Here is a 19,238-nt window from a genome sequence, read left to right as displayed (position 1 = left end):
AGTGGGATCCGGCTCAGGCGTGCAGGACCTCGTGGGACTCGGAGTCGCGGATCTCCACGGTCTCGATCTGGAACGTGGAGTGGTGGACCGAGACGTCGAAGTGCTCGGCCACGCACGTCTTGACGTCCTTGAGCAGGTCGGCGGCGTGGCCGTCCCGGAAGCACTCGTCCTCCACCACCACGTGGGCGCTGATGGTGGGCAGGCCCGTGGCGACCGTGGAGGCGTGGACGTCGTGCACGTCCACCACGTGGTGCAGCCCCATGATGTGCTCGCGGAACAGGTCCAGGTCGAGACCCCGGGGCGTGAACTCCATGAGCACCGCCGCGGTCTCGCGCATGATGGTGACCGCCCGCGGCAGGATCAGCGCGGCGATGAACAGGGCGGCCACGGTGTCCGCCTGCTGGAAGCCGGTGGTGGCGATGACCACGGCGGCCACGATGACGCCGAGGGACCCCAGGGCGTCGTTGGCCACCTCCAGGAACGCGGCGCGCATGTTGAAGTTGGCGCCGCGCCCGGAGGCGAGCACCAGGATGGCGACCACGTTGCACGCCAGGCCGATCGCACCGAACACGAGCAGCTCGGTGGGTGGCACAACCCGGGGCTCCAGCAGCCGCCTGATGCCCTCGACCACGGCGAAGATCCCCACGCCCAGCAGGAGGGTGGCCTGCGCGAGGGCGGCGATGACCTCCACACGTCGGAACCCCCACGTGTGCTTGGAACTCGCAGGGCGGCGCATCAGGTGGGCCGCCACCAGGGCGACCAGCAGGCCGAGGGCGTCCGTGAGGGCGTGCACGGTGTCCGTGAGCAGGGCGAGGCTGCCCGTGAGCACGGAGCCCACCGCCTGGGCGAGGACCATTCCGGCGGTCAGCCCGAACGCGATCCACAGCCGGCCGCGGTGGTCGCCCGCGCCAGCGCCGTGGTCGTGCGCGTGGCCGGCGCCCATCAGAGGGACTCCTGCCGCGGCGTCGTCGGCGCAGCTGCGGCCCCGGTGAGCGGGGCGCCCGTGGCCGAGTTCCCGGAAAGGACCCCGGAGGGGTGGCCGTCCGGGAAGGGCTCCTGGTTGGCGGGAGGGTGGTGCAGGTGCGTGCACAGCACCGCGCGGGTGCCCGTTGCGCCCAGCAGCTGCTCGGCCGCCGCGATGAGTCCCGTCAGCTCGTGGGGGTGCGTGAGGGAGTACCACGTGGCGCGGCCCTCGGGGCGGGAACGGATGAGCCCGCACTGCGCCAGAAAGCTCAGGTGCTTGCTCACCGTGGACTGCGCAAGCCCCATGTGGGCCACGAGATCCCGCACGCGGTGCTCGCCGGAGGCCAGATGCTGCAGGACCGCCAGGCGGGTGGGCTCGCTCAGGGCCTGGAAGAGGTGCGCGTACGCGTGGGTGGCCTGCTCATCGAGTGCAGGGAGGTCGGTAGGACAGATCGCCATGCAACGATGATATCGCTGACAAGGCGGATGTGTCTGCCTAGAGGAGACCTCTGCGGCGGACGAGACGAGCTCACCGGACGCGAGGAACCTGCCGCCGGAGGGTGGCCCGGTCCCGGTGCAGTCCACCGCGTCAGTGCCGCGAGCGGAGTGCTCCGGCCCGAGCTGCACAGTGAACGGTGGCCGCTCACTGAGGCGCTCAAGAGTGATGAGGTCGTAGCTGCCGCGCGGCGGCGCCCACCGCCGTGGCCAGGGCGTGGGTGATGTCGTTGAAGTTCAGCGCGGACTCCGCGCGGGCATTCTCCGGGTCGGTCTCGGCGCCGATGCTCGCGGTTCCCTGTGACCTGACCGCGGGCACGTGGATGAACGTGGCGGGCAGGTCTGTTCGGTGCAGGGCGGTCCAGAAGACGGCGTTGCACAGGAATGCACCAGCGTCCTCGGACACCTCCGCGGGAACTCCCGCGTCCTGAATGGCCCGGGTCAGAGCCGCAGGATCGAGGCGGGACTCGAGGCGTGCGGGCCCGGGGGCCAGGGGAGCGGCATCCCGCACCACACCGTCGTTGTCCGGGATGCGCCCGTGCCCCAGGTTCCTGGCCCAGCGCTCCGGAGTGACGACCGCGCGGCCACCCGCTTCTCCCACCGCGATGATCGCGTCCGGCTGGTGGGTCTCGACAGCCCGCAGCAGCGCCGGACCGGCGCCGGACCACGTCACCGGGAGGATCGCCGTGGCGAGGTTCACGCCGTCCGGACCAGGGATCTCGCCGAGCCGCTGGACGGCGGTGCCGCTCGCGTTCTCCGTTTCACCGCCGAAGGGCTCGAAGCCTGTCACGAGGATCTTCATGGGCCCACCGTATCGCCGCTCGGCGCACCGGCCGATGCTCGCGGAATGCGCGGTGTCCCTGGGGCAGGAGCCACCGGAGGCAGCAAGAAGGCCCCGGAACGGTGCGTTCCAGGGCCTTCTCGGCGTTCCCTCGATCCTTCGTGCGAAAGCACGTGACCGTGGACGTGGTGTGGAGCCTAGGGGAATCGAACCCCTGACCTTTTCATTGCGAACGAAACGCTCTACCAACTGAGCTAAGGCCCCGAACAACAGGAGTCACTGTAGTCCTCCCGGACGGATTTCGCACATTCGCGGGGCGCCGGGTGCCCCGGGGCGGTGATCGCCGCGGCTGCACTGGCCCTAGGGTGGGTCCATGACCGCAGCGGACCCCACGCCTTCCTCGCCCCAGCTCTCCTCCGCAGATCCCGCAGACGGCCCCGATGACGTTCGCGGCACCGCTGCGCCCGCCCCGGGCCACGACGACGCCGCGCCTGCCCCGGGCCACGACGACGCCGCTCCCGCATCGGCCCACGACGACGCTCCTGCTCACGAGGACGCCCTGCACCCTGGGGACCCCGAGGCCGCCGGGCCGTTCCTCACCGTCGGCTACGTCCCCGGGGTCATGCCGGGGAAGTGGCTCGGCCGGTGGCGCCAGCGCCGCATGCGGCCGGTCCTCCGGGACGAGCTGCTGACGGCCGCCGGGTGGCGGCAGGCCCTGGACTCCGGGGAGGTCACCGCGTGCTTCGTCCGCCTCGACTGGTCGCCCGAGGACCCCGACCCGGACCACCTCCGCACCACTCACCACGCGGTGCACCTCTACGACGAGCTCCAGGTGGCCGTGCTGAGCACCGACGACGTCCTGGGGGTCCTGGACAGCCTCACCACGGCACAGCTCGCGGAGGAGTCCACGCCCCAGGCACACGCGGACATCGACGACGCCGCCATGGCCGTGGAACTCGCGGCCGCCGGTGTGGGTCCCGTGGTGCTGCCGATGTCCGTGGCACGGCTGCACGCCCGCAAGGACGTCACCCACCGCGAACTCACGGACGCCCCGACCGTCCCCGTCTTCCTCGTGTGGCCCCGGGGTCTGGACGAGGACATGGAGGGCGCGGTGCAGCGCTTCGTGGGCATCGTGCGTGGGCGCAAGGAGTCCAGCGGGCGGGACGACGGCGCGGCGCCCGGCCAGGCGGCGTCGTCCGGGGTAGAGGGGCGGCCGTCACGGGCGATGAAGCCTGCGGCCTCAGAGAAGTCGCAGGAGAAGCAGCCGGCAACGCGCAGCGTCAAGCCCCAGTCCGGTGGGTGGGCCAAGGCCGGGGCGAGCACGAAGCCGGGGCTGCGCCGCAAGCCCGGGCGCAAGGTCAAGAACAGCCGGTCCAAGAAGCGGCGCTGAGCCGGGGCCTGCCTCCCGGGACGAGTCGAGCCGGACGGGAAGGGCTCCGAGCGGCGTCGGGCGAGGGTCTGTTGCGGAAAGAGTGGCAGCGGAGGCCGAGCCTGTGGCTCAGCCGTCCCCGCGGCGTTCCGAGGATGTGGTGCCCTCGCCGGTCTCGTCCCGGCTGGGGGTGCGGCCGTCCGGTGTGTGGCTGTCCGCGGCCGAGCCGTGGGGGTGCAGCGGGGTGGTGCGCACCTGGCCCGTGGTGGGCACACGCGGCACGGGGAAGGACGTGGTGGGCATGTCCGCGCTGGTCTCCGGCTCGGAGCCGGTGCGCACCGTGACCTGGTTGGTCAGGGGGATGCGCAGACCGTCCCGGTCCAGCATCTTCTTGATCCGCACGCGCATCACCCGGGCCACGTCCCACTGCTCCAGGGGAGCGGTCTTGACGGCCAGGCGGATGGTGATGCTCTCCCCGGAGATGTTCTCCACGCCCCACACCTCGGGGTCGTCCACGATGCTGGGGCCCACGTCCGGGTCGTGGCGCACCAGCAGGGCCTCATGCTCGATCATGTCCGCCACCAGGTCGATGTTCGTGTCGTAGGGCACGGGGATGTCCAGCACGCAGCGGGCCCAGCCCTGGGACTGGTTGCCCACCCGCAGGATCTCGCCGTTGCGCACGTGCCACAGGGTGCCCTTGACGTCCCGCACCTGGGTGACGCGCAGTCCCACGTTCTCCACGGTGCCGATCGCCTCCCCGAGGTCCACGGAGTCGCCGATGCCCAGCTGGTCCTCCGCGACCATGAAGATCCCGGACAGGTAGTCCTTCACCAGGGACTGCGCGCCGAAGGACAGGGCCACACCGGCGATGCCGGCGGAGGCGATCACCGGGGCGATGTTGAAGCCCAGTTCCGAGATGATCATGAGGATCGCGATGGCCCACACGATGATGGTGGCCACCGAAGCCAGCACCGCACCGATGGCGCGGGCCCGCAGCGCCTGCCGCTCCGAGGCCACCCCGGCGTCCTGCACCCAGCGGGACTGGCCGTGGTCGAGGCGCTTGACGATCCGGGATTGCGTGCCGCGCGCGATGCCGCGGGTGACCTTGCGGATCAGCAGGCGCACCACGGCGGAGACCACCACAGCCCCGATCAGCACCAGGAGCACGCGGAAGGGTTTGTCGAGCCAGAATTCGAGGTTGTGCATCGGCTTCAGCGTATCCGCAGCCCGTGGGTGTGCGCTTGGCGCGGCCGGGGCGGGAGCTGGGGGAGCGGCGTCGTCGGTCGGCAGGCGGGTCCCGCGGACCCGACGCAGACCCGGGGCGGCTCAGACGCTCAGAGCCAGTCCTTGACCTTGAACACCACGTACAGCGCCACGCCCACGAGCACCATGAGCACGAGCGCCATGGGGTAGCCGAAAGCCCACTCCAGTTCCGGCATGGCCTGGAAGTTCATGCCGTAGATGGAGCCCACGATGGACGGCGCGAACAGGATGGCCGCCCAGGAGGAGATCTTCTTCATCTGCTCGTTCTGCACCATCGCGGCCTCGTTCTGCCGTGCCGTGGTGAGCGTGGAGTCCAGGCTCATGGCGTCGGTCAGCGAGGAGCGCATGGACTCGAGCTTGCCGGTCACCGCGATCACGTGGTCCAGGACGTCCCGCAGGCGGTGCTGCAGCTCCTCGTGGGTGCCGTACTTGGTGAAGCCCGCGAAGTACCGCTGCATCACGGTGCTCAGGGGTGCCACGCCGCGGTGGAAGTCGTTGATCTCCCGGGCGAGCTCGTAGATCCGCTGGGACACGTTCGGTTCCCCGGCGAACAGGGCGTCCTCGATCTCGTCGATGTCGTTCTCCAGCCCGGAGAGCACCGGGAAGTAGTCGTCCACGATCTGGTCCAGCAGCGCGTAGAGCACCCCGTCCGGGCCGAAGCACAGCAGCTCCTGGTCCGCCTCCACGCGCTTGCGCACCCGGCTCACGCCACGGGACTCGGAGTGACGGATGGTGATCACGAAGTTGGGGCCGGTGAAGATGTGGATCTCCCCGATCTCCACGGTCTCGGTCTCGTCCTGGTAGACGGCCGGGCGGATCACGGTGAACAGCGTGTCCCCGTAGCGCTCCATCTTGGGCCGCTGGTGGGCCTGCACGGTGTCCTCCACGGCGAGCTCGTGCAGCTGGAAGTGCTCGGCGAGCGAGCGGATCTCCTCCGCCTCGGGGCGGTACAGCCCGATCCACGCCAGCACGGTGTCCTCGCCGCTGCCCGACTCGTCCGGCTGGTCCATGACCCGCCGCAGCAGGCTGTACGTCTCCTCCAGGGAGCGCGGGGACTCGACCTTGCGGCCGTTGCGATAGATGGCGTTCTCCACGATGCTCACCCGCCCATTATGGGGGTCCGCCACTAGACTGGCCGCCATGAGCCAGCCGTTCGATTCCCGCGTGGGCGCCTACGCCCTGATCACCCGCGACGAGCACCTCCTGCTCACGCACTGGAACCCCCGCCACCCCGATTTCGAGGGCGCGTGGACGCTTCCCGGCGGCGGCATGGAACCGGGGGAGCAGCCCGAGGAGACCATGGTGCGGGAGGTCTTCGAGGAGACCGGGTTCCACGTGGCCTCGGACGGACTCGTGGGCGTGCACAGCTACTGGATGAGCGCGGAGCAGCGCCTGGACCCCACCACGCGCGGCAACCACGCGTGCCGCGTGCTCTACACCGCGCACATCACCGGCGGTGATCTCGCGGTGGAGCAGGACGGTTCCTCGGACGACGCCGCCTGGGTCCCGTTCTCGCAGCTCGGCTCGATCAAGCGGCTGGACCTCGTGGACCAGGGGCTTCGCCTCGCGGGGCTCAGCGACGTGGTGGACGCGGCGGCCACACCGCCGGAGAACGTGGCCGAGCAGGACGTCTCCACCGAGCCCGGCGGGGACCGGTGACCCACCCCGGGCGGCTCCGGGCCGTGGCCGTGCTCGCCACGGGTGCCCTGCTGCTGAGCGGCTGCTCCGCGGGGGACGGGCAGAACGGGGCCGACGGCGGGGAACCCAGCGCGGCGGCGTCGTCCACCGGGCCCGAGACCGTGAAGATCGCCGCGGGCGTGGACACCCAGACCCGCGTGCTCGCGCACCTGTACCAGCAGCGGCTCAGCGCGGACGGTGTGCCCGCCACCGTGGTGGACGTGGGATCCACCCGCGAGGAGATCTTCGACGCGCTGCAGGACGGGCGGGCCACCATGGTCCCGGACTTCACGGGCGACCTCTACGTCTACGCGCGGCAGCACGAAGTGCCGGCCTCGCAGGCGACCGGCGCGAGCCCCACACCGGCGCCCAGCGCATCCGCGGACACCGACGCCCCGCGCGGGCTCCTGGACTCCCTCGGGCAGCTGCTGGGGATCACGGGGGAGACCGGGCCGTCCGGGGACGACGTCTACCGGGCCCTGCCGGACGTGATGCCCAGCGGTCTGGAGGTGCTGGACTCCTCCGGCGCCCAGCGCACGGACCAGGTGGTGGTCACCGCCGCCACGGACGCGCAGTACGACCTCAAGAGCCTGGACGGCGCGGGCAAGCAGTGCGGCAAGCTCGCCGTGGGGATGCCCACCGACTATGCGGACAGCGCCCAGGGGGAGCCCGGCCTGAAGGCGTACTACGACTGCGACCCCAAGGCCGCGCCCGAGTACAAGACCACCGACGAGCTCGTGAACGCGCTGCTCACCGATCAGGTGCAGGCCGCCGTGCTGCGGTCCTCGGAACCGGTGATTCAGGACGACGGGCTCGTGGCCCTGGAGGACCCCAACCGGCTCTTCCGCCCGGAGCACGCCGTGGTGGTGGGATCGGAGAAGCTGAGCGACCAGGCAGTGTCCAGCGTCAATGCCGTGACCGCGGAGCTCACCACCGAGGACCTCACCACCATCACCCGGCTCACCGGCGGTGAGGATCCGGCCATGAGCCCCGAGAAGGCGGCCACCTACCTCCGGGAGCAGCCCCGCTGATCCCGCTGTGCGTTCCGCGGGGCACCGCGCGTGCTGCGGACCGACCCGGGGACCCCGGACAGGTGCGTCGCACCGCTGAACCGCAGGGGACCCGCGAGTAGTCTGGCCCCATGGCAAAGGTGAAGCAGTCCGACAAACTGAAGAACGTCCTCTACGACATCCGCGGCCCCGTGCTGGAGCAGGCGGAGAAGATGGAGGCGGCGGGTCAGCGCATCCTGCGCCTGAACATCGGCAACCCCGCACCCTTCGGCTTCGAGGCACCGGACGCCATCCTGGTGGACATGATCAAGAACCTGCCCAACGCGCAGGGCTACTCGGACTCCCGGGGCATCTACTCAGCCCGCACCGCGGTGGTGCAGTACTACCAGACGCGCGGGATCATGAACCTGGACACCGACGACGTCTACCTGGGCAACGGCGTCTCCGAGCTGATCACCATGGCCCTGCAGGCACTGTGCAACCCTGGTGACGAGCTGCTCATCCCCTCCCCGGACTACCCGCTGTGGACCGCGTCCGTGGCGCTGTCCGGCGGCACCCCCGTGCACTACGAGTGCGACGAGGAGAACGGGTGGAACCCTGACCTCGAGGACATGGCCTCAAAGATCACGGAGCGCACCAAGGGCATCGTGGTCATCAACCCCAACAACCCCACGGGGGCGGTGTACTCCAAGGAGACCCTGCAGAAGATCGTGGACCTGGCCAAGGAGCACGACCTCATCCTGTTCTCGGACGAGATCTACGAGAAGATCACGTACGACGACGCCGAGATGATCAACACCGCGAGCCTCACCGGTGAGGACGTGCTGTGCCTGACGTTCTCCGGGCTCTCCAAGGCCTACCGCGTGGCGGGCTACCGCTCCGGGTGGCTCGCGATCACCGGGCCCAACTGGCGTGCGGAGTCCTACCTGGAGGGCATCAAGCTGCTCGCCAACATGCGCATGTGCGCGAACGTTCCGGCGCAGCACGCCATCCAGACCGCCCTGGGCGGCTACCAGTCGATCAACGACCTCATCCTCCCCGGCGGCCGGCTCAAGGCGCAGCGGGACATCGCCCACCGCAAGCTCAACGAGATCGACGGCGTCACGTGCGAGCAGGCCCGCGGCGCGCTCTACCTGTTCCCCAAGCTGGACGTGGAGAAGTTCGGGATCGTGGACGACGAGCGCTTCGCCCTGGACCTGCTCAAGGAGCAGAAGATCCTGCTCAGCCACGGCACCGCGTTCAACTGGGGCAAGCCGGACCACTTCCGGCTGGTCACCCTGCCCGCGGTGGACATGCTGGACACCGCCCTGGACCGCCTGGGCGAGTTCCTCTCGACCTACCAGCAATAGGCCAGTCCCGCTCCTACTCGGCGTCCGACGCCGCCTGGTCCCGGCTCTCCCGCCGGGCGCGGGCGGCGTCGAGCCGTTCCCGGGCGCCGTCGAGCCACTGCTCGCAACGGGTGGCCAGGGCCTCGCCGCGCTCCCACAGCCGCAGGGACTCCTCGAGGGAGGCGCCGCCCGTCTCGAGCTGGGAGACGATCTGCACGAGCTGCTCGCGGGCCTGCTCGTAGCCGAGCTGGTCCACGTCGGAGAGGTCCGGCGCGCCCTGCTGGGGGCTCTGCTGGGAGTCGGTGCTCTGGTTCTGCTGTGCCACGGTGTTCCTTCCGGTGGTGGTGCCTGGTGATGCGTGGTGTGCGGGTGCTGTGCGACCCGGGTCGGATGCCCTGTCCGGTCGCTGGTGGGACGGGCGAACGCCTCAGCGCTCGCCCGGCTGACGGGTACTGGCGGCGGTGACGTCCACGCCCAGCTCTCCGGCGGCCAGCCGCACGGTGAGGGACTGGCCCGTCTCCGCGCGGGCGGCGTCCGTGAGCACGGAGCCGTCCGCGGTCTGCACCACGGCGTAGCCGCGGTCCAGGGTCTGCTGCGGGGACAGGGCACGGACCCGGGCGCGCAGCTGGACCACGGAGTCCTGGGCCCGCAGGGCCAGGGAGTTCGCGGCAGACCAGGCGCGGGAGCGCAGCCGGTCCACGTCCTCCTCGCGCACCAGGATCATGCCCTCCGGCTGTGCGAGCACGGGACGTGAGCGCACGGTGTCCAGGCCGTGCTGCTCGCGGTCGAGCATCGAACCCACGGCGCGGTCCAGTGCGGCGCGGGCCTGGCCGAGGCGCAGCCGTTCGTCCTGGACGTCCGGCACGATGCGCTTGCCCGCGTCCGTGGGGGTCGAGGCCCGAACGTCGGCCACGTGGTCCAGCAGGGGCTGGTCGTTCTCGTGGCCGATCGCACTGACCACCGGCGTCCGGGCCGCGAAGACCGCCCGCAGCAGGGATTCGTCACTGAACGAGAGCAGGTCCTCGAAGGCACCGCCACCGCGGGCGATCACGATGACGTCCACCTCGTCCAGGGCGTCGAGCTCCTGGAGGGCCCCGATGACGGCGCGTGCCGAGCCCGAGCCCTGGACGGGGACCTCGCGGATCTCGAAATGCACACCCGGCCACCGGTTGGTGGCGTTGCGCACCACGTCCTTCTCCGCGTCCGAGTTGCGCCCGGTGATCAGCCCCACGCGGTGGGGGAGCACCGGCAGGGGCTTCTTGTGGGTCTGGTCGAACAGTCCCTCGTCCGCGAGGGACCGGCGCAGCCTCTCCAGGCGCTCCAGGAGGTCGCCGAGGCCCACGGGGCGGATGTCTCGGCCCAGCATGGAGAGCCGCCCGGTCTTGACGTAGAAGTCCGCCTTGAGGCTCACGACCACGCGCGAGCCCCGTTCCAGGGGACGCTCCAGCCGGGCCATCTCGTTCTTGAACAGGGTCACGTTCACCGAGACCTCCTCCTGGAGGTCCCGCAGGGTCACGTAGCAGACCCGGGCGCGCTCGTTGACCTCGATCACCTGGCCCTCGACCCACGCGTCCGGGGCCTTCTGGACCCAGCCGTGCAGGGAGTGGGAGAGCTTGCTCAGCGGCCAGGGGTTCTCGGGGGTGGTGTCCCGTGCCAGCCGGGGGAGCTCGGCCGGAGCACCCGCCGGCGCGGCGGAGCGCTCGGCGTCCGGGGGGAACGCGGCGCTGGGAGACGACGAGGTGTCCATGGGACATAAGTATCACCCGTCGGGGACACGCACAGCCGCTGCTCCCTAGAGTGGAGCGGTGAGCTCCTCGCCGTTCCCCCACCCCTCCGATGCCTTCCGCAGCGTGGCCGCCGCTGCGCTGGCCCTGCTGGCCGGCGCAGGCTTCGCCCTGTGGCTGGGGGTGTCCTGGCTGCAGGACCACCTGCTCTCGCCCTCCGGGTTCCAGGACACCGCCGCGTCCGTGATCACGGAGACGAGCTTCCAGGACGAGCTGGTCCGCACCCTGCTGGACCGGGCTACTTTCAGCGCCCTGGAGGACAAAGCCACCGGCATCGACGCCGTGGACCGGACGATCGAGTCCATCCGCGAGACGGTGGTGGACTCCGCCCAGTCCTGGCTGACCGCGCCCGAGCAGGAGGGCGCGTGGCTCGCGGTGCTCAACGACACCCACGACGCGAACATCCCCCTGACCCCCTCCGCCGGGCACGCGCCGGACGAGCTCGTGGTGGACGTCAGCGCGCTCGGGGAGGCCGTGAACCGCCAGGTGGAGGACGCCGTGGGCTTCTCCCCGGGCATCGACGAGCAGAACTTCACGGTGACCGTCCCGGGCGTGCACACGGGAGCGGTGGTGGACGCCCTCGTTCAGCTGGCCCAGTGGCGCTACGTCCTGCCGTGGCTCGCGGGCGCGGCCGGGATCGCCGCCGTGGTGGTGTCCCCGCGCCGCTGGCTCGCGCTCGCGGGAGTGGGAGTCGCGGGGGTGGTGTGCACGGGGATCGTGCTCGCCCTGGCGCTCGCGGGCGGACGCGCGGTGGTGGGCGCCGCCACCGTGGACCCGGTGGCGCACCTCGTGACCGAGCAGATCGTCTCGCTGCTGCAGGAGTCCTTCACGCAACGCGGCGTCACCGGCATGATCTGGGCGGGGGTCGTGGCGCTGGCGGGTGTGATCGGCGCCGTGGTGCGTGTCCGTACGGTCACTTACGATAGTGGTCATGTCCACCGTGGTTGACCTCTCCATGCCCACCGTCCCCCGGGTGCGTCGCACTCCCCAGGAGATTGCCGACGCCGCTCCGGTCACCGGGCGCAAGGTGCTCCTGGCAGCGCCGCGCGGCTACTGCGCGGGCGTGGACCGGGCCGTGATCGCCGTGGAGAAGGCCCTGGAGCACTACGGCGCCCCGGTGTACGTGCGCAAGGAGATCGTGCACAACAAGCACGTGGTGCAGACGCTGGAGGAACGCGGAGCCGTGTTCGTGGAGGAGACCGACGAGGTCCCGGAGGGATCGCTCGTGGTGTTCTCCGCCCACGGGGTGTCCCCGGCCGTGGTGCAGTCCGCGCAGGACCGCAACCTCAACACCATCGACGCCACCTGCCCCCTGGTCACCAAGGTGCACCGCGAGGCCGTGCGCTTCGCCAAGAACGACTACGAGATCCTGCTGATCGGCCACGTGGGCCACGAAGAGGTCGAGGGCACGTTCGGGGAGGCCCCCGAGCACATCCAGATCGTGAACTCCCCGGAGGACGTGGACACCCTGGAGGTGCACGACCCCGACAAGGTCGTGTGGCTCTCCCAGACCACCCTGAGCGTGGACGAGACCATGGAGACGGTGAACCGGCTGCGCGCCAAGTTCCCCAACATGATCGACCCGCCCAGCGACGACATCTGCTACGCCACCTCCAACCGCCAGGCTGCGATCAAGGAGATCGCCCCGCAGGCGGACCTGGTGCTGGTCGTCGGTTCGGCGAACTCCTCCAACTCGGTGCGCCTCAAGGAAGTGGCCCTGGAGTACGGGGCCCGGCGCGCAGAGCGTGTGGACTTCGCCAACCAGGTGGACGAGTCCTGGTTCGAGGGCGTGGCCACCGTGGGGCTGACCTCCGGAGCCTCCGTCCCCGAGGTGCTCGTGCAGCAGGTCCTGGACCTGCTCGCGGAGTACGGCTACGGGGAGGTCGAAGAAGTGGTGACCGCCCAGGAGGACATTCTGTTCTCACTGCCCAAGGAGCTGCGCGCCAAGCTCGCGAAGGACGGGGACACCACCCGCGGCCTGGGTGGCCGCGGCACCAAGCCCTCGCGCTGAGACCTGACGCCAAGACCTCGTGCTGAGCGCTGGATCCAGGCCCTCGCGCTGAGCCTGCGCTCCGGGTCCTCTCGCTGAGTCCTGGCACCGCCTCGTCCCCCCGAGCCCTGGCGTCAGGACCTTGCCCTGGGCCGCCGTGCCAGGCCCTTGCCCTGGGCAGCGGTCAGTCGTTCACGAACTCCGTGGCCGTGACTGGTCGCGGCACGGACTCCACGGTTCTCGTCTCCAGCGCCTCGGAGTCGGTGGCCGTGGGGTCCAGCTCGGCAATCCTCCGCGCCGAGGGCAGGACCCGGGACTCGAGGGAACCCACCAGCTTGTTGTAGCCGTCCACCGAGCGCCGCAGTGAACCGCCCATGTCGGAGAGGTGCTTGCCCACGGCGCCCATGCGGTCGTAGAGCTCCCGGGACAGCCGGTACAGCTCTCGTGCGTTGTCCGTGAGGGTGGCCTGACGCCAGCTGAACGCCACGGCCTTGAGCGAGGCGAGCAGGGACACCGGGGACACCAGGGCCACGTTCGCACGCGCCGCGTGATCCAGCAGGGAGGCATCCGCATCCAGCGCGGCGGCCAGGGCGGACTCGACCGGCACGAAGCACATCACCAGCTCGGGGGAGTTCTCCTCCGCGGACCAGTACTTCTTGGTGCCCAGGGTGTTCACGTGCGCCCGCAGGGCCTTGGCGTGTGCGGCGAGCAGCTGGGCGCGGCGCTGCTCGTTCTCGGGGGAGCCGTCCGCGGGGACGGCCTGGGCGTCCAGGTAGGAGGACATGGGGGCCTTCGCATCCACCACCACGGTCTGCGCCCCGGGCAGGTTGATCACCATGTCCGGGCGCTGGGTGCCGGACTCCGTGGAGCGCACCGTCTGCTCCGTGAAGTCCACGTGGCGGGTCATGCCGGCGGCCTCCACCACGCGGCGCAGCTGCATCTCACCCCAGGCACCGCGCGCCGTGGTGGAGCGCAGGGAGCCCTCCAGGGAGGTGGTGGCGTGCAACAGCTGCTGGTCCGTGGTGCGGGCCGCCTCCAGGGCCTGGGCCACGGCCCCGAACTGCTGCGCACGGTCCCGCTCCAGCTGGTTCACGTGCCGGCCCACGGAGGAGAGCTGGTCGTTCAGCGGTGCCAGCGCGCGCATGACGTCCTGGTCCTGCACGGCCCGCGCTTCGAGGGACTCCACACGCTGCTCGAGCTGCTCGGCGGCCGCCCGGGCGGAGGCGGCGTCCTGCAGGGCGGCGAGCCGCTGCCCCTGTGCCTCCTCCAGCTCGGTCTCCAGCGCCGTCGACTTCTGGTGGGCCAGCACGTACCCCAGCACCATGCCCACCACGAGGGCGAACAGCGCCCACAACCACCACACCTGAGCCATCACCGAAGCATCCATGCGCTCACCATGACAATTCCGTCCGACACGCATAAGCGTCCCGGTGGAGCTCATCAACGGGTCCGGAAGGCTACAGCCACCCGTTGCGCGCGGCGACGGCCGCCGCCTCGGTCCGGTTGGCGGTTCCGGTCTTGCCGATCGCGGAGGACAGGTGGTTGCGCACCGTGCCCGCGGTGAGGTGCAGGGCCCGCCCGATCTGTCCCGCCGAGGCCCCGTGGGACGCCTCGCGCAGCACGTCCTGCTCCCGCGGGGTCAGGGGATTGGGCCCCGCCAGCAGGGACTTCTCGGCCAGGGCCGGGTCAACCACCCGCAGCCCGGCGTGCACCTTCCGGATGGCCTCCGCGAGCTCCGTAGCGGGGGTGTCTTTGACCACGAAACCGGACGCCCCGGCGTCGAACGCGCGCCGCAGGTAGCCGGGACGGTCGAACGTGGTGACCATCAGGCAGCGCGTCTCACGCCCAGCGGCGACGATCCGCTCGGTGGCCTCCAGGCCCGTGAGCCCCGGCATCTCGATGTCCAGCAGGGCCACGTCCACGGGGAGGTTCCCGGCAAGAGCGACCGCCTCGGCGCCGTCCGCTGCCTGGGCCACCACGGTGATGTCCGGTTCCAGGTCCAGCAGGGCGGCCAGCCCGGCGCGCACGAGGGCCTGGTCGTCCGCGATCAGCACTCGGATCTCGGTCATGCCCGCCTCACCTCCACGATCGTGCCGCCCCGGGGATCCCGCGCGACCGTCACGTCACATCCTGCCGCTCGTGCCCGCTCCTTCATGCCGCGGATGCCGTTGCCCTCTCGCAGCGCCGGCTCGGCGGCACCGGCCCCGGTGCTCTCCTCGGTTCCGGAGCACGACGACGGCGCCTCACCGCGGTCCCCGGCACGCACCGGCCGCTCCGTGTCCAGGCCGACGTGCGCCACCTTGTCCTGGGTGGGTGCATCCGCCGCAGCGTCGTCGGTGCGCGGACAGCTGGTCGAGGGCGCCGCGTCATCCGGACGAGCGCCGGTCCCGGTCCGGGCTGAGTGGTGAGTGGAGGCACCCGCGGCCCGTGCGCCGTCGTCCGCGATGCGCAGCGACGAACTGGTGACCGTGACGCGGCAGTGCGCGGCGCCCGAGTGGCGGACCACGTTGGTCACGGCCTCCCGCAGGATCCACGCGAAGGCCGAGCGTGTGGCGGCGTCCAGGGGCGGGACCGAGGACGGCAGGTGCGGGGTGATCCCGGCGGCGCGCAGGGCCGCGCGTGCCTGGACGAGCTCGACGCCCAGGTCCAGGTCCCGCAGCTTGCCGACCGTGGAGCGCACGTCCGTGAGGGCTTCGCGGGACAGTGCCAGGACGTCGTCGAGCTCGGCGACGGCGCGCTGCGGGTCCGTCTCCACGAGCCGCTGGGCGAGCTGGGTCTTGACGGTGATGACCGTGAGGGAGTGGCCCAGGATGTCGTGGACGTCCCGGCCCACTGCCTCGCGCTGCCGGGAGACCTCGAGCTCGCGGGCCAGGCGTTCGTGGGTCTCGGAGCGCTCCACGGCAAAGCGGGAGAGCAGGATGATCAGCCCGGACGGGACCAGGCCGAACAGCGGCCAGAACCACTGCTCCCGGGGGAGCAGCAGGAGCAGCGGCACCAGGGCTGCCACCTCGATCAGGAGCGAGGCCAGGATCCCCTGGCGCAGGGGCAGCCGGAACGCGCACACGGCCACGAAGAACGGCGCCATGTAGGTCATGCCCCACGGGGAGGCTGGGAGCAGAAAGGCCAGCGGCACGAGAAGGACCACGCACCACAGCACGGCGTTGCCCAGCACGCTCAGGCGCGGGACCAGGATGTGCCGGATCCAGGAGAGCGTGTAGAGCCCGGCGAAGAGCACCAGTCCGAGCAGTCCCAGGGCGGTGGCCCAGACCGGCTCGTCGCTCTGCAGCAGTGCCGCGGCGGGGATCACGAGGAACACGAGCCAGACGGTGGCGAACAGCAGGTCGGACCAGTCGTGCTCGGGCTCCTCGGTGCGTGGGCGCGGGGCGGTCCTCGTGGGGGTGCTCATCGGCGGGCCGTGGAGGGCCGGGCGGCCAGCAGCGCGATGATCCCGAACACGGCGGCCCAGGCCACGGCGTTGACCACGAGCCACAGCAGGCTGTCGGTCTGCGGGGCACCGCCCATGGTGGCCACCTCACCTTCGGTCACGGGATAGCGGGCGATCCCCACGATTCCATACATGGGGGTGAAGCGGGCGACGGCCAGCATCCCGCCGGAGAGCGGCATGAACACGTTGCCGAAGAACGCGAACACCACCAGCGCGCCGGAGGCGGCCCCCACGGCGGTGTCCGAGCGGAAGATCAGGCCCGCGGCAAGCCCGTAGAACGCGAAGACCACCGAGACCACCACGCACAGCACGGCGGCCAGCGCCCAGCGCCAGAGACCATCCATAGAGGCGTTGGTGAACGCCCCCACCAGGAACACGATGACCACGGGCAGCACGGCGATCAGCAGGGCCACCGCCACCTTGGTGGCCGCGTAGCCGCCCGTGCCCATGGGGGTCAGCGCGAGCTGCCGGCCCCAGCCCTGCAGCCGTTCCACGGCCGCGCCGGCGGAGATGGCGGTGGTGGCGGTGACGGCCCCGTAGACGGCCATCGACACCATCACGTACGCGGAGACGTTGCCCCCGGGCAGGCGGGCGTCGGACCAGCCCTGCGCCGCGCCGAACAGGATGAACAGCACGGCGGGCAGCAGGGCCACGAACACCAGGTTGGGGATCGCGCGGACGTTCCGCAGGACGTCGTGGGCGGTGTAGGTCAGGGACATGATGGTCTCCTCGGGGTCGGGATGCGGTTCAGGGGTGTGAGCTGCGGGCGCGCGGGCGGGGCAGTGTGGCGTTGGTTCCTCCCCGCCCACGGTGCGCCGCGCGCGGGCTCACGCGGCGGCGTCGTCGTGCCGGACCAGCGCGGCGAACGCCTCGTCGAGGCCGCCGCGGGAGATCTCCAGGGCGCTCGCGGGGGTGCGGGTCAGCAGCTCGCGGGCGAGGGCGTCGGCGTCCTCCGTGCGCAGGTGCACGCGGGACTCCGAGCGGCGCGAGACGGTGGCGCCTGCGAACTCGGGCAGCGGTTCGCCGGTCGGCCACACGAAGGAGACGGTGTGGTGCCGGGACGTGGAGCGCAGCTCGTCCACGGAGCCGTCGAACGTGACGCGTCCGGCGTCCATCAGGACGATCCGCTCGGCGACGTCCTCCGCCTCCTGGAGGTAGTGCGTGGCGAACACGACCGTGAGCCCGCGCTCGGTCTCGGCGCGCATCGCGTCCCAGAACTCGGTGCGGGACTGCACATCCATGCCCGCGGTCGGCTCGTCCAGCACGAGCAGCTCGGGGCGCGGGAGCAGGGCCAGGGCAAAGCGGACGCGCTGCTGCTGCCCACCCGAGCACTTGGCCACCTTCCGGCGCGCGAACGACGCCGCACCCGCCCGTTCCAGCGCCTCGTCCACGGGCAGTGGGTCCGGGTAGAGGGACGCGATCATGGTCACGGTCTCGCGCACGCTCAGGTCCGCGAGCAGCCCACCCACCTGCTGCACCGCGCCCACCTTCCCGTGGGCCACGGCCGCGCGCGGGCGCTCGCCGCACACGCTCACCGCCCCGGAGGTGGGCTCGCTCATGCCGAGCACCATGTCCAGCAGGGTCGTCTTCCCGGCGCCGTTCGGCCCCAGCAGGGCGACGACGCCGCCGCGCGGGATCTCCAGCGAGACACCCTGCACGGCGCGGACCGTCTCGGAGCGGGTGCGGAAGGTCTTGACGGCGTCCTGCACCTGGATGGCGGGGGAGTGGGGCTGCGGTGGGTGTGTGGTGTTCATGGGTCCAGATTCCCGTGCGGCGGGTCGCCGCTGAACTGCTGATTGTCACGAGTGGGGCGTGACATGTGTCAGGGGTGGGGTGGGCCGCGGAGTCGCGTGGCGGCGTCGTCGGGCGGCCCCGGTAAGATGGCGGACCGTGGCTCTTACTATTGGAATCGTCGGTCTGCCGAACGTCGGAAAATCAACCCTGTTCAACGCGCTCACGCGCAACACGGTGCTCGCCGCGAACTATCCGTTCGCGACCATCGAGCCGAACGTGGGCGTGGTGAACCTGCCGGACGAGCGGCTGGACAAGCTCGCGGAGCTGTTCGACTCGCAGAAGATCGTGCCGGCCACGGTGTCCTTCGTGGACATCGCGGGCATCGTGAAGGGCGCGTCCGAGGGGGAGGGGCTGGGCAACCAGTTCCTGGCCAACATTCGTGAGGCGCACGCGATCGCCCAGGTGATCCGCGTGTTCGACGATCCGGACGTGATCCACGTGGACGGCAAGATCGACCCGGCCTCGGACCGCGAAACCATCAACACGGAGCTGATCCTCGCGGACCTGCAGACGCTGGAGAACGCGATCCCCAAGCTGGAGAAGCAGGTCAAGATCAAGAAGGGCTCGCCCGAGCAGTTGGCCGCCTACCAAGCCGCGGAGAAGGTGCTGGCGGAGGGGCGCACGATCTTCGAGGCCGCCGGGCCCGAGAAGCTCGACACCGACAACCTGCGTGAGCTGAACCTGCTCACCGCCAAGCCGTTCATCTACGTGTTCAACGCGGACGAGGGCGTGCTGTCCTCACCCGAGCGTCAGGCTGAGCTGGAGGCGCTGGTGGCGCCCGCGCAGTGCGTGTTCCTGGACGCGAAGCTCGAGGCTGACCTCGTGGAGCTCTCCGAGGAGGAGGCCCGCGAGATGCTGGAGATGGAGGGCCAGGACGAGTCCGGCCTGGACAAGCTGGCCCGCGTGGGCTTCTCCACCCTGGGCCTGCAGACCTACCTCACCGCCGGCCCCAAGGAGGCCCGCGCGTGGACCATCAACCAGGGCGACACCGCACCCAAGGCCGCCGGAGTGATCCACTCGGACTTCGAGCGGGGCTTCATCAAGGCGGAGATCGTCTCCTACGACGACCTCATGGCCGCCGGGTCCATGGCCGACGCGAAGGCCGCGGGCAAGGTGCGCATGGAGGGCAAGGAGTATGTGATGCAGGATGGGGATGTGGTGGAGTTCCGTAGCGGATTAACATCTGGGGGCAGGAAGTGACATCTGACCGGACCTTCGAACGCGAACAACGACTTCGGGCGATCGCGCGATGGGCCGAAGTGGGGGTGCTTGAGCCTCGGTCGCTGCTACCCATTGAGAAGGCGTTCTTGGAGCGAGTCGAGGCGAATTCCGATTCGTT

At 70.8% G+C, this 19,238-nt stretch carries 19 protein-coding genes and 1 tRNA gene; 7 read left to right on the top strand and 13 right to left on the bottom strand.

Features of this window, described 5'->3' with window-relative positions:
- Positions 1 to 13: 13 nt before the first annotated feature.
- The 4 genes from P8S73_RS04090 to P8S73_RS04075 form a co-directional block, all read right to left on the bottom strand.
- Positions 14 to 943, bottom strand: a complete 930-nt coding sequence (locus P8S73_RS04090; RefSeq protein WP_019309579.1) for a cation diffusion facilitator family transporter — start codon at positions 941 to 943, stop codon at positions 14 to 16.
- Complete coding sequence (locus tag P8S73_RS04085) at positions 943 to 1,422, bottom strand: ArsR/SmtB family transcription factor (protein WP_396350525.1); 480 nt, start codon at positions 1,420 to 1,422, stop codon at positions 943 to 945. Before P8S73_RS04085 ends, P8S73_RS04090 begins: the two co-directional genes overlap by 1 nt.
- A 196-nt stretch (positions 1,423 to 1,618) precedes the next feature.
- Complete coding sequence (locus P8S73_RS04080; protein ID WP_124109772.1) at positions 1,619 to 2,260, bottom strand: pyroglutamyl-peptidase I; 642 nt, start codon at positions 2,258 to 2,260, stop codon at positions 1,619 to 1,621.
- 170 nt (positions 2,261 to 2,430) lie between these two features.
- Positions 2,431 to 2,503, bottom strand: a tRNA-Ala gene (locus tag P8S73_RS04075).
- A gap of 109 nt (positions 2,504 to 2,612) precedes the next feature.
- On the opposite strand from P8S73_RS04075, the gene P8S73_RS04070 reads away from it, so the two are divergent.
- Positions 2,613 to 3,629: a LysR substrate-binding domain-containing protein gene (locus P8S73_RS04070; RefSeq protein WP_019309576.1), complete on the top strand. Its 1,017-nt coding sequence runs from the start codon at positions 2,613 to 2,615 to the stop codon at positions 3,627 to 3,629.
- Between the two features lie 108 nt (positions 3,630 to 3,737).
- Here P8S73_RS04070 and P8S73_RS04065 read toward each other — a convergent pair whose 3' ends face one another.
- Together P8S73_RS04065 and corA are read right to left on the bottom strand one after the other, a co-directional pair.
- Complete coding sequence (locus P8S73_RS04065; RefSeq protein ID WP_396350524.1) at positions 3,738 to 4,814, bottom strand: mechanosensitive ion channel family protein; 1,077 nt, start codon at positions 4,812 to 4,814, stop codon at positions 3,738 to 3,740.
- Between the two features lie 128 nt (positions 4,815 to 4,942).
- On the bottom strand, positions 4,943 to 5,974 hold the full coding sequence (corA, locus tag P8S73_RS04060) for a magnesium/cobalt transporter CorA (protein ID WP_019309574.1): 1,032 nt from the start codon (positions 5,972 to 5,974) through the stop codon (positions 4,943 to 4,945).
- 37 nt (positions 5,975 to 6,011) lie between these two features.
- Here corA and P8S73_RS04055 point away from each other — a divergent pair, with 37 nt between their 5' ends.
- From P8S73_RS04055 to P8S73_RS04045, 3 genes are all read left to right on the top strand, one after another.
- Positions 6,012 to 6,530 (top strand): NUDIX hydrolase, encoded by a 519-nt coding sequence (locus P8S73_RS04055; protein WP_019309573.1) that lies wholly within the window; start codon positions 6,012 to 6,014, stop codon positions 6,528 to 6,530.
- Positions 6,527 to 7,579: a glycine betaine ABC transporter substrate-binding protein gene (locus P8S73_RS04050; protein ID WP_121241176.1), complete on the top strand. Its 1,053-nt coding sequence runs from the start codon at positions 6,527 to 6,529 to the stop codon at positions 7,577 to 7,579. Before P8S73_RS04055 ends, P8S73_RS04050 begins: the two co-directional genes overlap by 4 nt.
- Before the next feature lie 110 nt (positions 7,580 to 7,689).
- A complete protein-coding gene (locus tag P8S73_RS04045) occupies positions 7,690 to 8,907 on the top strand; it encodes a pyridoxal phosphate-dependent aminotransferase (RefSeq protein WP_019309571.1) in 1,218 nt (405 codons plus the stop codon).
- Between the two features lie 13 nt (positions 8,908 to 8,920).
- Here the strand turns inward: P8S73_RS04045 and P8S73_RS04040 are convergent, their stop codons facing one another.
- Positions 8,921 to 9,211, bottom strand: a complete 291-nt coding sequence (locus P8S73_RS04040) for an exodeoxyribonuclease VII small subunit (RefSeq protein WP_019309570.1) — start codon at positions 9,209 to 9,211, stop codon at positions 8,921 to 8,923.
- A gap of 102 nt (positions 9,212 to 9,313) precedes the next feature.
- A complete protein-coding gene (gene xseA / locus P8S73_RS04035) occupies positions 9,314 to 10,633 on the bottom strand; it encodes an exodeoxyribonuclease VII large subunit (RefSeq protein WP_019309569.1) in 1,320 nt (439 codons plus the stop codon).
- 58 nt (positions 10,634 to 10,691) lie between these two features.
- On the opposite strand from xseA, the gene P8S73_RS04030 reads away from it, so the two are divergent.
- Together P8S73_RS04030 and P8S73_RS04025 are read left to right on the top strand one after the other, a co-directional pair.
- Positions 10,692 to 11,618, top strand: a complete 927-nt coding sequence (locus tag P8S73_RS04030) for a hypothetical protein (RefSeq protein WP_019309568.1) — start codon at positions 10,692 to 10,694, stop codon at positions 11,616 to 11,618.
- Positions 11,602 to 12,681: a 4-hydroxy-3-methylbut-2-enyl diphosphate reductase gene (locus tag P8S73_RS04025; RefSeq protein WP_019309567.1), complete on the top strand. Its 1,080-nt coding sequence runs from the start codon at positions 11,602 to 11,604 to the stop codon at positions 12,679 to 12,681. The genes P8S73_RS04030 and P8S73_RS04025 overlap by 17 nt, the downstream gene beginning before the upstream one ends.
- A gap of 163 nt (positions 12,682 to 12,844) precedes the next feature.
- Here P8S73_RS04025 and P8S73_RS04020 read toward each other — a convergent pair whose 3' ends face one another.
- The 5 genes from P8S73_RS04020 to P8S73_RS04000 form a co-directional block, all read right to left on the bottom strand.
- Entirely contained in the window at positions 12,845 to 14,047 is a 1,203-nt protein-coding gene (locus P8S73_RS04020; protein ID WP_257744376.1) for a DNA recombination protein RmuC, read from the bottom strand.
- 70 nt (positions 14,048 to 14,117) lie between these two features.
- Positions 14,118 to 14,729 (bottom strand): response regulator transcription factor, encoded by a 612-nt coding sequence (locus P8S73_RS04015; protein WP_121241172.1) that lies wholly within the window; start codon positions 14,727 to 14,729, stop codon positions 14,118 to 14,120.
- Positions 14,726 to 16,066 (bottom strand): sensor histidine kinase, encoded by a 1,341-nt coding sequence (locus P8S73_RS04010; RefSeq protein WP_121241170.1) that lies wholly within the window; start codon positions 16,064 to 16,066, stop codon positions 14,726 to 14,728. The genes P8S73_RS04015 and P8S73_RS04010 overlap by 4 nt, the downstream gene beginning before the upstream one ends.
- Positions 16,063 to 16,824, bottom strand: a complete 762-nt coding sequence (locus P8S73_RS04005) for an ABC transporter permease (RefSeq protein ID WP_121241168.1) — start codon at positions 16,822 to 16,824, stop codon at positions 16,063 to 16,065. The genes P8S73_RS04010 and P8S73_RS04005 overlap by 4 nt, the downstream gene beginning before the upstream one ends.
- Before the next feature lie 108 nt (positions 16,825 to 16,932).
- Positions 16,933 to 17,859, bottom strand: coding sequence for an ABC transporter ATP-binding protein (locus P8S73_RS04000; RefSeq protein WP_396350523.1), 927 nt, complete (start codon positions 17,857 to 17,859; stop codon positions 16,933 to 16,935).
- A gap of 136 nt (positions 17,860 to 17,995) precedes the next feature.
- On the opposite strand from P8S73_RS04000, the gene ychF reads away from it, so the two are divergent.
- The gene (ychF, locus tag P8S73_RS03995) at positions 17,996 to 19,099 is read left to right on the top strand and encodes a redox-regulated ATPase YchF (protein ID WP_290147446.1); all 1,104 of its coding nucleotides are present in this window, start codon (positions 17,996 to 17,998) and stop codon (positions 19,097 to 19,099) included.
- The last annotated feature ends 139 nt before the right edge of the window (positions 19,100 to 19,238 follow it).

Origin of the sequence: Kocuria sp. ChxB, from assembly GCF_044359605.1 — a bacterium.
GTDB classification, from domain to species: Bacteria; Actinomycetota; Actinomycetes; order Actinomycetales; family Micrococcaceae; genus Kocuria; species Kocuria rhizophila.
This window is presented reverse-complemented; position numbering and strand designations above follow the sequence as displayed.

Excerpts from the sequence above, each read along its gene's own strand:
- P8S73_RS04090 (WP_019309579.1), bottom strand. The coding sequence starts at position 943 with ATGGGCGCCGGCCACGCGCACGACCACGGCGCTGGCGCGGGCGACCAC.
- P8S73_RS04085 (WP_396350525.1), bottom strand. The coding sequence starts at position 1,422 with ATGGCGATCTGTCCTACCGACCTCCCTGCACTCGATGAGCAGGCCACC.
- P8S73_RS04080 (WP_124109772.1), bottom strand. The coding sequence starts at position 2,260 with ATGAAGATCCTCGTGACAGGCTTCGAGCCCTTCGGCGGTGAAACGGAG.
- P8S73_RS04070 (WP_019309576.1), top strand. The coding sequence starts at position 2,613 with ATGACCGCAGCGGACCCCACGCCTTCCTCGCCCCAGCTCTCCTCCGCA.
- P8S73_RS04065 (WP_396350524.1), bottom strand. The coding sequence starts at position 4,814 with ATGCACAACCTCGAATTCTGGCTCGACAAACCCTTCCGCGTGCTCCTG.
- P8S73_RS04055 (WP_019309573.1), top strand. The coding sequence starts at position 6,012 with ATGAGCCAGCCGTTCGATTCCCGCGTGGGCGCCTACGCCCTGATCACC.
- P8S73_RS04045 (WP_019309571.1), top strand. The coding sequence starts at position 7,690 with ATGGCAAAGGTGAAGCAGTCCGACAAACTGAAGAACGTCCTCTACGAC.
- xseA (WP_019309569.1), bottom strand. The coding sequence starts at position 10,633 with ATGGACACCTCGTCGTCTCCCAGCGCCGCGTTCCCCCCGGACGCCGAG.
- P8S73_RS04025 (WP_019309567.1), top strand. The coding sequence starts at position 11,602 with ATGTCCACCGTGGTTGACCTCTCCATGCCCACCGTCCCCCGGGTGCGT.
- P8S73_RS04020 (WP_257744376.1), bottom strand. The coding sequence starts at position 14,047 with ATGGATGCTTCGGTGATGGCTCAGGTGTGGTGGTTGTGGGCGCTGTTC.
- P8S73_RS04015 (WP_121241172.1), bottom strand. The coding sequence starts at position 14,729 with ATGACCGAGATCCGAGTGCTGATCGCGGACGACCAGGCCCTCGTGCGC.
- P8S73_RS04010 (WP_121241170.1), bottom strand. The coding sequence starts at position 16,066 with ATGAGCACCCCCACGAGGACCGCCCCGCGCCCACGCACCGAGGAGCCC.
- P8S73_RS04005 (WP_121241168.1), bottom strand. The coding sequence starts at position 16,824 with ATGTCCCTGACCTACACCGCCCACGACGTCCTGCGGAACGTCCGCGCG.
- P8S73_RS04000 (WP_396350523.1), bottom strand. The coding sequence starts at position 17,859 with ATGAACACCACACACCCACCGCAGCCCCACTCCCCCGCCATCCAGGTG.